This window comes from Stenotrophomonas sp. S4, from assembly GCF_054187805.2.
The window spans coordinates 1,852,016-1,868,490 of the sequence record NZ_CM196188.1 but is presented as its reverse complement, the minus strand read 5'-3'; the positions used below and the strand labels follow the sequence as shown (position 1 = coordinate 1,868,490).

The 16,475-nt window shown below is 66.5% G+C and carries 13 protein-coding genes; 3 read left to right on the top strand and 10 right to left on the bottom strand.

Annotation, left to right across the window (positions count from 1 at the left end):
* Nucleotides 1-24: 24 nt before the first annotated feature.
* The 4 genes from ACUZUJ_RS08685 to ACUZUJ_RS08670 form a co-directional block, all read right to left on the bottom strand.
* Nucleotides 25-3,195, bottom strand: a complete 3,171-nt coding sequence (locus ACUZUJ_RS08685; protein ID WP_014036828.1) for an efflux RND transporter permease subunit — start codon at nucleotides 3,193-3,195, stop codon at nucleotides 25-27.
* A 112-nt stretch (nucleotides 3,196-3,307) separates the two neighbouring features.
* Entirely contained in the window at nucleotides 3,308-4,531 is a 1,224-nt protein-coding gene (locus ACUZUJ_RS08680; protein ID WP_014036827.1) for an efflux RND transporter periplasmic adaptor subunit, read from the bottom strand.
* A 91-nt stretch (nucleotides 4,532-4,622) separates the two neighbouring features.
* The gene (locus ACUZUJ_RS08675; RefSeq protein ID WP_049445448.1) at nucleotides 4,623-5,393 is read right to left on the bottom strand and encodes an SDR family NAD(P)-dependent oxidoreductase; all 771 of its coding nucleotides are present in this window, start codon (nucleotides 5,391-5,393) and stop codon (nucleotides 4,623-4,625) included.
* Nucleotides 5,390-5,617: a hypothetical protein gene (locus tag ACUZUJ_RS08670; protein ID WP_014036825.1), complete on the bottom strand. Its 228-nt coding sequence runs from the start codon at nucleotides 5,615-5,617 to the stop codon at nucleotides 5,390-5,392. The genes ACUZUJ_RS08675 and ACUZUJ_RS08670 overlap by 4 nt, the downstream gene beginning before the upstream one ends.
* Nucleotides 5,618-5,764: 147 nt before the next feature.
* Here ACUZUJ_RS08670 and ACUZUJ_RS08665 point away from each other — a divergent pair, with 147 nt between their 5' ends.
* A complete protein-coding gene (locus ACUZUJ_RS08665; protein ID WP_005409107.1) occupies nucleotides 5,765-6,796 on the top strand; it encodes a LysR family transcriptional regulator in 1,032 nt (343 codons plus the stop codon).
* Between the two features lie 191 nt (nucleotides 6,797-6,987).
* Here the strand turns inward: ACUZUJ_RS08665 and ACUZUJ_RS08660 are convergent, their stop codons facing one another.
* A complete protein-coding gene (locus ACUZUJ_RS08660) occupies nucleotides 6,988-7,683 on the bottom strand; it encodes a YiaD family glycine zipper/OmpA-like lipoprotein (protein ID WP_010484399.1) in 696 nt (231 codons plus the stop codon).
* Between the two features lie 140 nt (nucleotides 7,684-7,823).
* Entirely contained in the window at nucleotides 7,824-9,239 is a 1,416-nt protein-coding gene (locus tag ACUZUJ_RS08655) for a cryptochrome/photolyase family protein (RefSeq protein ID WP_119007684.1), read from the bottom strand.
* Between the two features lie 109 nt (nucleotides 9,240-9,348).
* Here ACUZUJ_RS08655 and ACUZUJ_RS08650 point away from each other — a divergent pair, with 109 nt between their 5' ends.
* Nucleotides 9,349-9,933, top strand: a complete 585-nt coding sequence (locus ACUZUJ_RS08650) for an SMI1/KNR4 family protein (RefSeq protein ID WP_101765282.1) — start codon at nucleotides 9,349-9,351, stop codon at nucleotides 9,931-9,933.
* Nucleotides 9,934-9,952: 19 nt separating this feature from the next.
* Here the strand turns inward: ACUZUJ_RS08650 and ACUZUJ_RS08645 are convergent, their stop codons facing one another.
* From ACUZUJ_RS08645 to ACUZUJ_RS08630, 4 genes are read right to left on the bottom strand one after another with little or no spacing between them, the layout of a single operon-like run.
* Nucleotides 9,953-10,567: an inorganic diphosphatase gene (locus tag ACUZUJ_RS08645; RefSeq protein ID WP_458220399.1), complete on the bottom strand. Its 615-nt coding sequence runs from the start codon at nucleotides 10,565-10,567 to the stop codon at nucleotides 9,953-9,955.
* Nucleotides 10,568-10,577: 10 nt separating this feature from the next.
* Entirely contained in the window at nucleotides 10,578-11,945 is a 1,368-nt protein-coding gene (locus ACUZUJ_RS08640; RefSeq protein ID WP_119007682.1) for a purple acid phosphatase family protein, read from the bottom strand.
* Entirely contained in the window at nucleotides 11,942-13,057 is a 1,116-nt protein-coding gene (locus ACUZUJ_RS08635; RefSeq protein WP_049445457.1) for an NHL repeat-containing protein, read from the bottom strand. Before ACUZUJ_RS08635 ends, ACUZUJ_RS08640 begins: the two co-directional genes overlap by 4 nt.
* The gene (locus tag ACUZUJ_RS08630) at nucleotides 13,057-15,570 is read right to left on the bottom strand and encodes a TonB-dependent receptor (RefSeq protein WP_458220470.1); all 2,514 of its coding nucleotides are present in this window, start codon (nucleotides 15,568-15,570) and stop codon (nucleotides 13,057-13,059) included. The genes ACUZUJ_RS08635 and ACUZUJ_RS08630 overlap by 1 nt, the downstream gene beginning before the upstream one ends.
* A 217-nt stretch (nucleotides 15,571-15,787) precedes the next feature.
* Between ACUZUJ_RS08630 and upp the strand changes: the two genes are divergently transcribed.
* Nucleotides 15,788-16,420, top strand: a complete 633-nt coding sequence (gene upp / locus ACUZUJ_RS08625; RefSeq protein WP_005409099.1) for a uracil phosphoribosyltransferase — start codon at nucleotides 15,788-15,790, stop codon at nucleotides 16,418-16,420.
* Nucleotides 16,421-16,475: the final 55 nt, after the last annotated feature.

The window sequence follows — 16,475 nt, the reverse complement described above, 5'->3', positions numbered from 1 at the left end:
GACCGGCGGCGACGGGGTTCCATGTCAGTGGTGGATGGTCGGCTCGCCGTGCTGCACCAGCTGGCCACCACCGTTGCGGGTGACGAACTTGCGCAGGGCCACGTAGAACACCGGGGTGAGGAACAGGCCGAACAGGGTCACGCCCAGCATGCCGGCGAACACGGTGATACCGGTCACCGAGCGCACCTCGGCGCCTGCACCGTGCGACAGCACCAGCGGCACGGTGCCGGCGATGAACGCGATGGAGGTCATCACGATCGGACGCAGACGCAGGCGGCAGGCTTCCAGCGCGGCTTCAACGATGCCCTTGCCGCCCATCTCCAGCTCTCTGGCGAATTCGACGATCAGGATCGCGTTCTTGCACGCCAGGCCCATCAGCACCACCAGGCCGACCTGCACGAACACGTTGTTGTCGCCACCGGTCAGCCACACGCCGAACAGTGCGGACAGCAGGGTCATCGGCACGATCAGGATCACCGCCAGCGGCAGCGACCAGCTCTCGTACAGCGCAGCCAGCACCAGGAAGGCCAGCATGATCGCCACCGGGAACACGATGAAGGCCGCCTTGCCCTGGGTCGCCTGCTGGTAGCTCAGGTCGGTCCATTCGGTGGTCATGCCCACCGGCAGCACCTTGCCGGCGATCTCGGTCAGCTTGTTCATCGCCTCGGCCGACGACAGCACGCGCGGGTCGGCTTCACCGGCCAGGTCCGCTGCCGGATAGCCATTGAAGCGCAGCACCGGGTCCGGGCCGAAGGTCTGCTTGATGGTGACCATCGAACCAATCGGCACCATCTCGCCGCGGTCGTTGCGGGTACGCAGCTTGCCGATGTCCTCGACCGTCTCGCGGAACGGACCATCGGCCTGGGCGATCACCTGCCAGGTACGGCCGAACTGGTTGAAGTCGTTGACGTAGGCCGAACCGAGGTAGGTCTGCAGGGTGTCGAACAGTTCGGTGAGCTGCACGCCCTGTGCCTTGGCCTTGACGCGGTCGACCTCGGCATCCAGCTGCGGCACGTTGGCCTGGTAGCTGGAAATCGGGAAGGCCATGCCCGGCGTCTGCGCAACGGTGCCCTGCATTGCCTGCACGGCATTCTGCAGCGCGCCGTAGCCCAGGTTGCCGCGGTCCTCGATGAACATCTGGTAGCCGTTGCCGTTGCCCAGGCCGAGGATCGGCGGCGGCATCATCGCGAACGCGAAGCCCTCCTGCAGACCGGCGATCTTCTGGTTGATCTCGGCATTGATCTGCGCGGCGGTGCGGCCATGGCGCTCGGCGAACGGCTTGAGCGGAATGAACGCCACACCGGTGTTCGGCGTATTGGTGAACTGCAGCGCGTTCAAACCCGGGAACGAGATGGTGTGGGCCACGCCATCGGTTTCCTGGGCGATCTTGGCGACCTTGCGCAGCATTTCATCGGTACGCGCGATCGACGAACCTTCCGGCAGCTTCACACCGGCGATCAGGTACAGCTTGTCCTGGGTCGGGATGAAGCCCGGCGGCACCAGCTTGAAGATCACGCCGGTACCGACCAGCAGGATCGCGTAGACCACGAACACCGCACCGCGACGGCCAAGGATGCGGGCCACGCCACGCTCGTACTTCTCCGAGCTGGACTTGAAGAAGCGGTTGAACGGACGGAACACCCAGCCGAACAGGCGGTCGATCAGACGGCTCGGGCCATCCTTCGGCGCACCGTGGGCCTTCAGCAGGCGCGCGGCCAGGGCCGGCGACAGGGTCAGCGAGTTGATCGCCGAGATCACCGTGGAGATGGCGATGGTGACCGCGAACTGCTTGTAGAACTGGCCGGTGACACCGGACAGGAAGGCCATGGGCACGAACACGGCACACAGCACCAGCGCGATCGCCACGATCGGGCCGGACACCTCACGCATGGCCTGGTGTGCCGCCGCGGTGGGCGACAGGCCTTCCTCGATGTTGCGCTCGACGTTCTCCACCACCACGATCGCGTCGTCGACCACGATGCCGATCGCCAGCACCAGGCCGAACAGGCTCAGCGTGTTGATCGAGAAGCCCAGCAGGTACAGCGCGGCGAAGGTACCCACCACCGACACCGGCACCGCGATCAACGGAATGATCGAGGCACGCCAGGTCTGCAGGAACAGGATCACCACCAGCACCACCAGGGCGATGGCTTCCAGCAGCGTGGAGACCACGGCCTTGATCGAGTCGCGCACGAAGATGGTGGTGTCATACACCGCTTCGTACTTCACGTCGGCCGGCATGGTCTTCTGCATCTCGTCCATAGTCGAGATGACCTGGTCACGGATCTCCAGTGCATTGGCACCCGGCGACTGGAAGATACCGATACCGACCGCATTCTTGCCGTCCAGCTGCGAGCGCAGGGTGTAGTCGCCGGCACCCAGTTCCAGGCGGGCCACGTCGGCCAGGCGCACGATCTCGCCATCGGTGCCGCTCTTGAGCACGATGTCGCCGAATTCCTTTTCGGTCTTCAGACGGCCCTGGGCATTGATCAGGGTCAGGAACTGGCTGTTCGGCAACGGTTCGGCGCCGAGCTGGCCGGCCGAAACCTGCACGTTCTGCTCACGCATCGCGCGCACCACGTCGCTGGCGGTCAGGCCGCGCGAAGCCACCTTGTCCGGGTCCAGCCAGGCACGCATGGCGTAGTCGCCGCCACCGAAGATCTGCGCGTCACCCACGCCCGGAATACGCGCCAGCGCATCCTTGACGTGCAGGCGGGCGTAGTTGCGCAGGTACAGCGTGTCGTACTTGCCTTGCGGCGAGGTCAGGTGCACCACCATCAGGAAGGTCGGTGACTGCTTCTGCGTGGTCACGCCCTGCCGGCGCACGTCCTCGGGCAGGCGCGCCTGCGCCTGCGCCACGCGGTTCTGCACCTTCACCGCCGCCGCGTCCGGGTCGGTGCCCGGGCGGAAGGTGACGGTCATCTGCAGCACGCCGTCCGAGCCGGCCACCGACTTCAGGTACATCATGCCTTCGACGCCGTTGATGGCCTCTTCAAGCGGGGTGGCGACGGTCTCGGCGATGACCTTGGGGTTGGCGCCCGGATACACCGTGCGCACGACCACCGACGGCGGCACCACTTCGGGGTACTCGCTGATCGGCAGGATCGGAATCGTGATCAGGCCTGCGGCGAAGATCACGATCGACAGCACCGCCGCGAAGATCGGCCTGTCGATGAAGAAACGGGAAAAGTCCATGGAGGAATTCCTGGGAAAGGCATTCGGCGGGCAACAGCCACCCTGCCCCTCGTCGGGACGACGAAGGCAGGGAAGGCTGCCGCTGGCGCCGGCAGCTAAGCGGGGACGCGGATCAGTGGTTCAGTGCGGCGGTGGCATCGCGGCCCGGTGCCGGCGCAGCCTGCGGCTGCATCGCCACGGCCTTGGCCTGCACCGGCATGCCCGGCATGAAGACCTTCTGCACGCCGTCGATGATCACCTTGTCACCGGCGGCCAGGCCGTGCTCGACGATGCGCAGGCCTTCAGCGGTGCGGCCAAGCTGGATGTCGCGGCGCTGCGCCTTGCCATCCTTGTCGACCACGTACACGTACTTGCGGTCCTGGTCGGTCAGCACGGCCTTGTCGTCGATCAGCAGGGCCTGGAACTGGCCGCTGCCGAGCAGCTGCACGCGGGCGAACAGGCCCGGGGTGAACTGGCGGTCGGCGTTGTCCAGCAGCGCGCGGACGCGGATGGTGCCGGTGCTGCGCGCCACCTGGTTGTCGAGGAAGTCGACCTTGCCCGCATGCGGGTAGCCCTCTTCGCCCGACAGGCCGACCTTCACCGGCAGTTCGCTGTCACGCTCGCTCGGGCGCTCGCCCTTGCGTGCCATCTGTGCGTAGCGCAGGAAGGTGCTTTCGTCGGCATCGAAGTAGACGAACACGGTATCCAGCGAGACCAGCGTGGTCAGTACGCTGGCACTGTCGCCGGCCGTGACCAGGTTGCCGGCGGTGACCATCGCGCGGCCGGCGCGGCCGTCGATCGGTGCGCGCACCTTGGTGAACTCCAGGTTGAGGCGGGCCGCATCCAGCGCAGCCTGCGCCGCCTGCACGGCGGCACCGGACTGGTCGGCGGCAGCGCGACGCTGCTCGGCGGTCTCGGTGGAGATCGCCTGCTGCTCGGACAGCCGCTTGGCACGCTCGGACTCGCTGCGGGCCAGCGTGGCCTGGGTGCGGGCGCGGGCCAACTCGGCGGCGGCACGATCGTATTCGGCCTGGTAGCTGCGCGCGTCGATGGTGAAGAGCACTTCGCCCTTCTTCACTTCCTGGCCTTCGACGTAGTTGACCTTGTCGATGTAGCCGGACACGCGCGGGCGCAGTTCAACGCTCTGTACCGCTTCGACGCGGCCGCTGAACTCGTCCCACTGGCTGACCTGCTTGACCAGCACCGGCGCGGCGCTGACCTGCGGCGGCGGCGGTGCACCGGCTTCTTCGGCATGGCCGCCGCTGCAGGCTGCAAGCACGGCCGCGGCGAGGATCGACACGCCGACCATCGCGATGCGATGGCCGAAACGATGTGGGGTGGTGTTGGGGGAAGTCATGGCATGCATCCGTACGGAGGGGTGGTACAGCTATATGAGAAGGTGTTGCGAAAATCGGCGGCGCATACTGCGACCTCAACCATGGTCGAGGTCAAGCAACGCCTGCGGTGTCGCGCCAAAGCGGAGGAACTTCCAGGTGCAGCAGGCCGCGCGGCAGTTCGGCATCGCTGCTGTCACAGCGGACGATGGCGCGGTTGTCGCGACACCCATCGAGCAGCGAGACCACGCGGCGACCGACCAGCAGCGAGCTGGGCCACTCGATGCAGGCGTTGGCCGCGTTGGCCGGGGTACACACCGGGCTGCAGACTTCCAGCATCTGCGCGCGCACGCCGATCGCCTGCGCTTCCTGGTGCACCACCTGCGCGTACATGCGCATCGCCGCGGCGGTGATCGAGCTTTCGCCGTAACCGGCCCACGGCTTGACTGCGGCCGGGCTGCCGATCATCACGTAGCGGCGCGCGTGCATGTTGTCCTGCAGCAGCGGCAGCAGATGGCGCACGGCGTGCACGTGCGGCATCAGGTCGGCGTGCAGCGCGCCGAGCAGTTCGTCGCCGTTGCGGTCAACCACGCGGCCGCGACGGTAGGGGCCGCCCATCGCGGCGATCACTGCAGCCAACGGACGCGGCCGCTGCGCGATGCGTTCGGCCAACGCCCGTGCCGAGCCGTCATCGCTGAGCGAACCCAGCACGGTTTCCAGGCCCGGCTCATCGGCGAACTGCTCATGCAGCGCCGCCAGCCGGCCCGGATCGCGACCGACCACCAGTACCGGGCTGCCGGCCTCCAGCAGGGCGCCGACCACGCCCTGGCCCACGGCACCGGTGCCGCCGAGGACCAGAACTTCGGGCGTCAGTATCCCATTCACGGGACATTTCCTCCCAAATCCGGGATAGTCCCAATTCGACGCAGTCGGTCGCCCTTGTGTGGGACCAGGCGGATGACGCCGCCACGCTGCTGACGCATGGGCGCGGTAAACTCACGAAAATCCTTGTGTACCAAGGAACTCGGACGAGCTTCGACGGTCATCGCCAGGTCCAGGGCGTTCTGGCCGGCATGCCGGAAGCGGGCAAGAATGTTGCGCAGGCTCATGGCGAGGGGGCTCCATTTCACGAATGGCGCCACGATAGACCTCAAACCTTTACTTGATTAGTCCTGATTAAGGGGAATAATCATCCCGCTCCCGGTCCAATCGTTCTGTCACGATTGTCCCATCCCCGACGTCCAGGATCCCCGACCATGTCCCACGATCTCAACGAGACGCTGATCTTCGTCAAAGTGGTCGAGCAAGGCAGTTTCATTGCCGCTGCCAAATCGCTCGGCCTGCCCAAGACCACGGTCAGCCGCAAAGTGCAGGAGCTGGAAACGCGCCTGGGCGCGCGACTGCTGCACCGGACCACCCGCCGCCTCGGCCTGACCGAAGCCGGCTCGATCTACCACGAACATTGCCAGCGCATCGCGCGCGAGCTGGAAGAAGCCGAGAGCGCGGTGAGCCAGTTGCAGTCCGGCCCGCGCGGCTGGCTGCGCTTCACCGTGCCCTACTCGATCGGCATCACCTGGATCGCCCCGCTGCTGGGCCAGTTCCATGCGCAGTATCCAGAGATCCGCCTGGACATGCACATGGGCAACGAGAAGCTGGACCTGATCGCCGGTGAGGCGGATCTGGCGCTGCGTGTCGGTGCCCTGCCCGATTCCAACCTGGTCGCGCGCAAGCTCGGCAGCCTGCGCACGCAAGTGTTCGCCAGCCCGGCCTACATCGAGCGCTATGGCGAGCCGCTGCATCCGGAAGAGCTGCAGTTCCATCGCATCCTGGCGATGCGCAAGCCGTACCACACCGGTAATTCACCACGCTTCACCTGGCAGCTGGGCGAGAACGGCGGCGAGCTGCGCGACTTCCCGGTCACCCCGCTGATGACGGCCAACGACATGTCCGCGTTGAATGGTGCACTGGTATGTGGCGAAGGCCTGCTGCTGACCGGTGATGTGATGGCCAAGCCGTTCGTCGAGTCGGGCATGGTACGGCGCGTGCTGGCCGGCTGGACCGGCCCGGAAGTGGACTTCAACGCCGTGTTCGCCGGTGGCCGCCTGGTCTCGCCGAAGGTGCGTGCGTTCGTCGATTTCCTGGTGGAAAAGCTCAACTTCGACGCCAACTACATGCTGGCGCAGTGCCCGGGCGCGAAGCTGGCGCAGCAGCAGAAGGAAAAGGAAGACGCCGCGCTGGAGAGCAGCGGCAAGCGCATCCTGGAGAAGGTCGCTGCTTCGGCGGCGTAACCGGGTTTTGTAGAGTCGAGCTCGCTCGACTTGGTTTTTTGAACGGTGCCGACCTTGGTCGGCGCCATTCGGAAAAGCCGCCACCGGGAGCGCTGTCGGCGTGCCGAGCAAGCTCGGCACCTACAGAAAATGCCGCCTGCAAGGGCGGCATTTTCGTTCCGGCTACGCCGGAACAGCAGTAACGCTATGCGTTACTGCTTGAGCGGAATCACGCGGATTTCGACGCGACGGTTCTTGGCACGGCCGGCATCGGTGCTGTTGTCGGCAATCGGATACGACTTGCCGGCGCCCAGCGTTTCGATACGCACGCTCTGCACGCCCTGGCCGATCAGGTACTGCGCCACCGAGTCGGCGCGTTCCTTCGACAGGCGGTTGTTGACCGCGTCGCTGCCGATGCTGTCGGTGTGGCCGACCACTTCGATCATGGTCTGGTTGTAGTCACGCAGGGTGCCTGCCACGCCGTTGAGCGAGCCGTAGAACTGCGGCTTCAGGGTCGACTTGCCGAAATCGAAGGTGATGCCATCCGGCAGGTTCAGCATGATGTTGTCGCCCTGGCGCTGCACATCGATGCCGGTGTTGGCGGTGCGCTCGCGCAGTGCGCGTTCCTGGCGATCCTGGTACTGGCCGACGGCAGCGCCGCTGAGCGCGCCGATACCGGCACCGATCAGCGCGTGCTGACGACGCTCGGTAGCGCTGTCGCCGGTCAGCAGGCCGGCGGCCACACCAATCGCGGTGCCGATCAGCGCATTGCGGCCGGTGCGGTTCTGCTGCTCGGTCGGGTTGCCGTACTGGTCACTCTGCACGTAGGAGCCGCCGGTGGCGCAGGCCGACAGGACGGCCGCACTCATCAGGGCCAGTGCGACGTTGCGGGTGGTGTTGCGGATCATGTGGTTCTCCTTGGTTTCCGGTCGGGCCGGCGGCTTGCGGGCGCAGAGAGAATAAACAGCCCAATGCGATGTCGGGATGATGATGCGGCGCGGCGACAGGGCCGCGTTCAGCTAACTGACTGGATCGCTCATCCCGCGCTTTACCCTGCCCCCGTCTCCCGGTAGGCGGCCAGCGCGGCATCCCGACCGGCGGCCAGGTCCACCAACGGGGTGCGCGGATAGCCGGGGGCATGCGCGGCCAGCAGCAGTGGATGCTGCCACGGCGCGAAGCGCGCCTTCACCGGCAGCGCGGCCAGTTCGGGCACCCAACGACTGATGTAACGGGCCTGCGGATCGAACTTTTCGGCCTGGGTCACCGGGTTGAACACGCGGAAATACGGCGCGGCATCGGCGCCGGTCCCGGCCACCCATTGCCAGCCCATCGTGTTGTTGGCCAGGTCGGCATCGACCAGGGTGTCCCAGAACCAGCGCGCGCCATGCAGCCAGTGCGCGCGCAGGTGCTTGCACAGGTAGCTGGCCACGATCATCCGCACCCGGTTGTGCATGTAGCCGGTGTGCCACAGCTCGCGCAGGCCGGCATCGACGATCGGCACGCCGGTGTTGCCGCGTTGCCAGTCGTGCAGCTGAGCGTCACTGGGCGTTGCCCATGGGAAGCGATCGAAGCGCGGGTTGAGGTTGTCGGTCGGCGTCTTCGGGAAGTGATGCAGCAGGTGATAGGCGAAGTCGCGCCAGCCCAGTTGCCGCAGGTAACCGTCGATGTCGGCGTCAGTGCCTGCACTGCGCAGCCCCTCCAGCGCATGGGCGATGCGCCACGGCGCGATCTCGCCGAAATGCAGGTGCGGCGACAGCCGCGAGGTCCCCACGCGATCCGGCAGGTCGCGCTGTTCACGGTAGCCGCGCAATGCACCGTCCTCGAACACGGACAGTGCCTCCAGCGCACCGGCCTCGCCCGGCTGCCAGTGCTCCCAGAAGCCGGTATCCCAGTCCAGCGTCGGTGCCAGCTGGAGATCATCCAGTGCGAGGCTGTCGACCGTGTGTGGCGTCAGTGCCTGCGGCGCGGCCTGCAGCGCCGGCAGGCGCCAATGACTGAGTACGTTGCGCCAGTACGGCGTGAACACCTTGTACGGCTGGCCCTGCTGGGTCGCGATGTCCCAGGGCTCGAACAGCAGGCTGCCATTGCAGCTCTGCGCGTCGATGCCCTGCTCGCGCAGCGTACGCTTGATGGTCGCGTCGCGTGGCTGGGTGGCCGGTTCGTACTTGCGGTTCCAGTACACCGCCTCGGCGCCGGTCTGCTCGATCAGCAACTGCAGGATCGGCAGGCTGTCACCGCTGCGCAGCACCAACGACGAACCACGCGCGCGCAGGTCCGCATCCAATCCGCCCAGTGAACGGTGGCGCCACGCATCGGAGGCCGCACCGGGCACCCACTCGCCTTCCTCGTGCGGCGCATGGATGTAGACCGGCACCACGTCGTGGCCCGCATCCAGCGCGGCCTGCAGGGCCGGATTGTCCTGCAGCCGCAGATCACGGCGGAACCATACCAACGCTACCGACACGTGCACCGCCTTCGTTGTGGAAGGCGCACATCATAGCCAGCGGCGGTGAAGGAGATGCGCGCAGACGCCGTCTGCTAGACTGCACGGCCGCTACCCGTTGGGCTCTGACATGGATGATCTGCACGCCTCATTCGCCCGCTTCGGGCTGCTGCATGCCCAGCACGAGCGTGACTGGCAGGGCCCGTTCCCGCTGCCCCCGGCACTGGCGTGCTTCTACGCGCAGGTCGGGCCGCTGGGCGAAGAGATCAATGCCAGAGTTGGCCGCGCCGGCATCACCGTTCCCGGCCTTGATGTCTGGATACCGCCACTGCAACGCCTGTGGAGCCAGCAGGCCGGCTATCGATGGCACGGCATCAGCGGCGAACGGATCAACGACTGGCCATCGAACTGGCTGGTGATTGCCGATCGCGGCGCTGATCCGTTCATCCTCGACCTGGACGACGGCCGTGTGCTGTTCAGCCACCACGGTGCCGGCCTGCTGGATGCCGGCGAGATCACTACCGATGTGCCGACCTTGATGGCGGCTCTGGCTGCTGCAGGCACGGTGTACCTCGATGCCGGCGATGACCTCTACAACGACGATGACGATGGCGGCATCCGTCCTGAATACCAGGAGGCAGCCGTACAGGCGGTGGCCCGGGTACTGGGCGACCGCATGCAGGCCGAGTCGTTCATCGAGACGTTGCTGGACTGAATCCACGCATGCCGTGGATCTACTTTTCGAAGCGCTTCATCGCTTCGATGATCAGCGTGCGCGCCTCGGCAGCATTGCCCCAGCCGTTGAGCTGCACCGGGTTGCGCCCGGCCGGCAGGTCCTTGTAGACCCGGAAGAACGCCTCGATGCGCTGGCGCTCGACCTCCGGCAGATCCGCCAGGTCGCGGATGCTGGCGTAGGTCGGGTCGACCTTGTCGGTCGGCACGCCGATGATCTTCTCGTCGTGCTCGCCGCCATCGATCATCTTCAGGTAACCGATCGGCCGGAAGCGCACGATCACGCCTGGGTGCAGGGGTTCGCGGGTCAGCACCAGCGCATCCAGCGGATCGTTGTCACCGGCCAGGGTGCGCGGCATCGAGCCGTAGTTGGCCGGATAGGCCACCGGCATCGACTGGAAGCGATCCACGTGTACCAGGCCGTCTTCCTTGATCTCGTACTTGGTGAAGCTGCCGGCCGGAATCTCCACCGCCAGATTCACCTCCTGCGGGGCCTGCTTCGGCTGGGCGACCAGGAACGGATGCAGCACGGTATCGGCGGCCGTCACCGCACTGGCCAGTAACAGCAGCGCGGCGCCGATGGCAGCGACAGGAAGGATTCGTCGGAGCGTGGTCATTGGCATCTCGTCATTCCCAGCAGCGGTCGGCGCGACCCGTGGCGGTCTGCGCACGCGGGCAGTCGCGCGGTGCGATGCGGCCTTCGGTCAGCTCCGTGCGCTGCTTTCCACCCTTGGCATCACGACGCAGTTCGAAGGCATCGTAAAGACGGCCGGTCACGGTGCGTGCTTCATAGCGCAGGTGCTGCGGGTCGATGTTCAGCACCTGGAACAGCTGGGTGTCCTCGGCCACCGGGTCCATCGTCCTGCGCGCTTCGTCGGAAAGGCGGTACTGCTTCGGTCCGGCCACGGTCACCACATACTGCGGCGTCGCGGCCTGCCCTTCGCCACGGCGGCCATAGGTGTGATCGTGGCCCTGCAGCACCAGATCGACGTTGTGGCGGCGTACCACCGGCAGCAGCACGTCACGCAACGCGGCGTTCTCGCGCCCTTCGCGCGGCGAGTAGAACGGCTGGTGCAGCAGCACGATGGTCCATGGCTGCGGGTTGCCGGTCAGGACCTTATCCAGCCACTGTGCCTGCGCCTTGGCCGTGCCGAGGTCGAGTGCCGAGGTACCATCGACCACGGCCACGCGCACGCCCTGTGCATCGAACCAGTAGCTGGTCTGCTGCGCGGCGGTGGCGCCATTGCCCGGCAGCGCGAAGGTCACCGGCCAGTGCCGGCCCAGCACGCGACGCTCCTGCGGGGTGTCCTCGAATTCCTCGAAGTACTCATGGTTGCCGATCGCGGGGGCCACCAGCGTTTCCTGCGCCAGCCAGCCGGTGGCGGCAAACCACTCGCCCCATTCGCTGTCGTCCATGTTGTCGCCGCCACTGACCAGGTCACCGGCGAACAGGCTCATGCGCGCCTGCGGCGCAGCCTTCTGCGCGGCACGCACCACGCGGCTGACATGGCTGACGTTCTTGTTCTGGGTATCGCCGAAGTACAGCAGGGTCAGCGGCTGGTCGGCGCCGGCCAGCGTGCGCAGCTGGTTCCAGGCGCTCCAGCTGCCATTGCCCTGCACGCGATAGACGTACTGGGTGTCCGGCTGCAGGCCATCGATGTCGGCACGGTGATGGTGCGACAGCCCGTTCTCGGTCTGCAGCGCACGCGTCGTCGCACGCACCTGGCGGATGCCCTCGATGGCCGGCGAATCTGCGGCCAGCGCGATCTCCAGCAGTGGCGCCTGCACGCTGCCATCGGTACGCCAGGCCACGGCGAAACCGTGGCTGGGATCAGCCGAGGGCGAGGCGACGATGCGGTCCGGCACCGACGTCGCTGCGTAGTGGCGGCTACCCGCCGGCACCTGGGTATTCGGTTCGGCCGCCGCGAACGACAGCGACGGCAGCGCCAGCAGCAGGCCCAGCGCCAGCGCGCGCATCACGCACTGCCGGCTCATGCGCCACACTCCAGCGGCAGCGCGAGCTGCTTGGCGATGCTCTCCCAGTCGAACGCCACCACGCCCTGGTCGTCATGCACCGCATACAGCGCACCGTGCGGGAAGCGCGCGCTGGGCTGCTGCATCATCCAGATGCCATCGGTGTTGGCCACGGTGTTGCCCTGGAACGCGCCGACCGGCTTCAGCGTGTGCCGGTCGAACAGGTGGAACACGCTGCGTTGCTTGCCCTGCTCGGTGGTGATCCACCAGCCGTCCTCGCCACAGGTGCGCAGGGTCACGCCTTCGGCCTGCGCCTTGAACACGTCGCGGCCGAAGGTGGTACCGGTGAAGCGTCCGGCCAGCGTGTAGACCTTGAACTCGCTGGCGTAGCTCTCGTCCTCTTCGGCAATCAGCAGCCGGTCGTTCTCGGGGTCGCCCCAGATCGACTCGACCACGCGCAGCGCACCGGCTTCGGTGGTATCGCCGATGCTGGCCACCAGCTTCGCCTCGACCTTGGCGCCATCGCGGGTCACGTGGTACTGGCGCACGCGCTTGTCCAGCTCGGCCAGCGGCGGCAGGATGTCACGCCCCTGCGCATCCTCGCCGTTGTCCCAGGAGTCGGTGACGTAGACGCTGTAGCCATCGGCACGGCGGTCGACCCACAGCCCGTACGGCTTGCGCAGGTCGTCCGCAGCGAACGTCGCCAGCGGCGTGAAGTCCGGCAGGCTCAGCACCTGCACGCGGTGATTGTCGCGCTCCACGATCCACAGCAGGTCGTCGGTCACCGCGATGCCGTTTGGGCGGTCGAACTGCCCCGGTGCGGTGCCGCTGCTGCCGACGTCACGCAGGTGCTGGCCGGTGCTGCCGTCGTAGACCACCAGCTTGTCGGTGGCCTTGGCGGTGGCGATCAGCCACAGCGTGCCGTCCGGCGCGCGCCAGGCCGCCGGCGAGTCGATGTTGTCGGCCGGGGTCATCGGGGAAAGGAAGGCCTCGGCGATGGTGGTCACCACGCGCCCGCCGCTGGCGGCCGGCGCGACCGCTCCCGCAACCGGATCGGTGCCGGTGGCCGGCGTGCAGCCGGCGACCAGCGTGGCCGCCAGCGCGGCGGCCAGGACAGTGACGCCACGCCCCATCACAGCGCCACCTTCAGGCCCAGCGCATAGGTGCGGCCGTACTCTTCCATCTGCAGGGTGCGCGAACGCGTGCCCTGGTACAGCTCAAGCGGCTTGTCCAGCAGGTTCTGCGCTTCGAAGTACACGCTCACGCGCGGGGTGAACTTGTAATCCAGCGAGAAATCGAGCTGGGTGTTGGGTGCCACATAGATGTCGAATGCGCGCCCCTTGCCGATGCTGTCCAGGTACTCGCTGCGGTACACCGCCGCCAGGCGCGTGCTTACACCATATTTTTCATAGCCGATGTGCGCGCTGTAGACATGCTTGGAGGCACGCGGCAGGGTGAAGTCCTCGCCCTCCCGATCCTTGATGCCGGCATCGAATTTGGTATCCAGCCAGGTGCCACTGGCACCGACCAGCAGGCCATCCAGGCCGTCCGGCAGGAAGGCCAGCTGCTGCTGCCAGTTGAATTCCGCGCCACGCACGGTGGCCTTGCGGCCATTGATCGGCTGGGTCACGTCGAAACCACCGTAGGCCGGATCATTGGTACGCACGGTTTCCACGATGTAGCCATCGATCGACTTGTGGAACAGGCCCAGCGAAACGATGCCGCTGCTGCCGATGTACTTCTCCACCGACAGGTCGATGTTCTTCGACTCGTACGGATCGAGTTCCGGATTGCCCAGGCGCACTTCCTCGTCACCCCGGCTGTAACCCACGCGCGGCGAGACGTCGCCGAAGGACGGGCGCGATACGGTCTTGTTGGCCGAGGCGCGCAGCACCCAGTCATCGGCCGCGTCATAGCGCAGGTGCAGGCCCGGCAGCACGTTGGTGTAGCTGCTGTTGGCCACGCGCGGGGTGACGGTGAAGCTGCGGCCGTTGGCGGCCACGTCCACCTGGTTGCCGACCGCCTTGAAGCGGGTGTTCTCCACGCGCACGCCGCCGATGATGCGCAGTGCGCCCACGTCCCAGGTACCCATGGCATAGCTGGCGAAGATGTCCTCGCTGGCCACGTAATCCTCTTCCAGCGACGTCATTGCATTGCCGCCGACGTCCTGCGGGCGGGCACTGTATTGGCTGCCGCTGGCCGCCCAGAACGCGCGCATCGCGGCCGAGTCCATGCCATCGCCCATGTTGCCGTGGCGATGCTCCGGCGAGGAAGTGGTCCAGCTCGACAGCGCCACCTTCGGGCCGACACGCAGTTCGCGCTCATCCACATTCACGTCGCGGTCGCGCCAGCGGCCAAGCAGGCCGAACTTGATGCTGCTGCTGTCGCCGTCGAAGCGCACGTTGACCTGTGCGCTGTGTTCCTTGTCGTTCACCTGCTTGGGCGAGAGCACGAAGCGGTCGAACGCGTAGTTGCTGTTGTCCAGCCACTGCGGGTTGTCGAAGCTGTAGCTCGGCAGGCGGCTGCTCTGGTCCAGGGTGCCGTTGAAGACCTTGCCGTTGAGCTTGAAGCGCGCCTCCATCTCGTCGTTCACGCGCTCTTCGGTACGGGTGTAGCCGATCCGGTAATCGACCACGGCGTTGGTCAGCTTGTTCTCGCCACCGAGGCTGGCCGCAAACGTGTTTTCCTTCTTGGTGCGGTAGCGCATGCGCTTGTCGATAGAATCCTTCGGCATGCCGTCCAGGCGGTACTGGTCGGTGCCGGTCTTGACCATCTTCGCGTCGTCGAAGTTGAAAATCACGCGCTGGCGGGTCTCCGCATCATCGAACTGGCTGTACAGCGTGCGCAGGTAGTACTTGCTGTCTTCGTTGGGACGCCAGTCGAGGTTGAGGTTGGCACCGATGCGCTTGCGCTCGATCTCGTACTTGCGGTGCTGCAGGTTGATCGCAGTCACGTCACCGGGGGCGGCATCGTCCTCGCCGTCGTACTCCACTTCGGTGTTGTCCGACTCGAACTTCCGCTTCTGGTAGTTCACGCCCAGCGCCACGCCGAAGGTATCGTTGAACACCTCGCTGTAGTTGAAGGCGGCCTTGGGGCTGGTCTCGCCGGACAGCTGCTGGTGGCTGCCCTCGATCTTGCCGCGCAGGCTGCGACCGTCGCGGTCGAAGGCCGACGCCGATTCCACCAGCACGGCGCCACCGATGGCATCACCCGGCATGTCCGGGGTCGGCGACTTGACCACGCGCAGGCGCTCGGTGGAATCGGAGGGGATCACGTCCAGCGGCGCGGCACGGCTGGAATCTTCCGGCGTGCCGATGGCGATGCCGTCCACGCTGACGCTGTTGAGATTGGCATCCAGGCCACGAATGACCACGAAGCGGCCTTCGCCCTGGTCGCGGGTCACACTGACGCCCGGCAGGCGCTGCAGTGATTCGGCCACGTTCTTGTCCGGGTACTGGCCCAGGGCATCGGAGGACACCGCATCCTCGATGGCATCGCTGCTGCGCTTGAGGTCGACTGCACGGATCTGCGATTCGAGCTGGGCGCGCACTTCAATGCGATCCAGGTCGACCGCGTCGGCCGCCACGGCGCCGGTGGCGGCTACCGCCTGCTGCCCGGCGGCCTGCAGCGGGGCTGCGGCCCCCATCGCCAGGGTCAGGGTGATGGCAACGGCCAACGGAGTCTTGATATGCACTGGGAATCCCCATTCCTGTTAAGAATGGGTCTGCACGGTATGTCCGCAAGGTTGCATGACCGTGACATGCATCTGCACATTTCATGTACGGCGGCTCGGGGCCCGGTTTGGGGTTCGACACGCCAATCCGGCAAAATGGCGTCCTCTCTCCTTTTCCCCCTTCCCGACCATGAAGATCGTCGAAGTGCGCCACCCGCTGGTGCAGCACAAGATCGGCCTGATGCGCAATGCCGCGCTCAGCACCAAGGATTTCCGCGAACTGGCCAACGAGCTGGGTACGCTGCTGGCCTACGAGGCCACCGCCGACCTGGACACCGAGCCGCACACCCTGCCCGGCTGGGCCGGCCCGGTCACGGTGCAGCGCATTGCCGGCGCCAAGATCACCGTGGTGCCGATCCTGCGTGCCGGCCTGGGCATGCTCAGCGGCGTGCTGTCACTGATCCCCGCCGCCCGCGTCAGCGTGGTCGGCCTGCAGCGCGATGAGGAAACCCTGCAGCCGGTGCCCTACTTCGAGCGCCTGACCGGCCGCCTGGAAGAGCGCGACGCGCTGATCCTGGACCCGATGCTGGCCACCGGCGGCACCCTGATCGCCACCATCGACATGCTCAAGCGTGCCGGCGCACGCCGCATCAAGGGCATCTTCCTGGTGGCCGCGCCGGAAGGCATCGAAGCGGTCAAGGCCGTGCACCCGGACGTGGAAATCTACACCGCGGCCATCGATGCCCAGCTCAACGACAAGGGTTACATCCTGCCGGGCCTGGGCGACGCCGGTGACCGCATCTTCGGTACCCGCGTCGGTTGAGCCGGCGAGCCGGGGTCAGAGCCCTTTCTGCGAAAGGGATCTGACCCCATCCCGC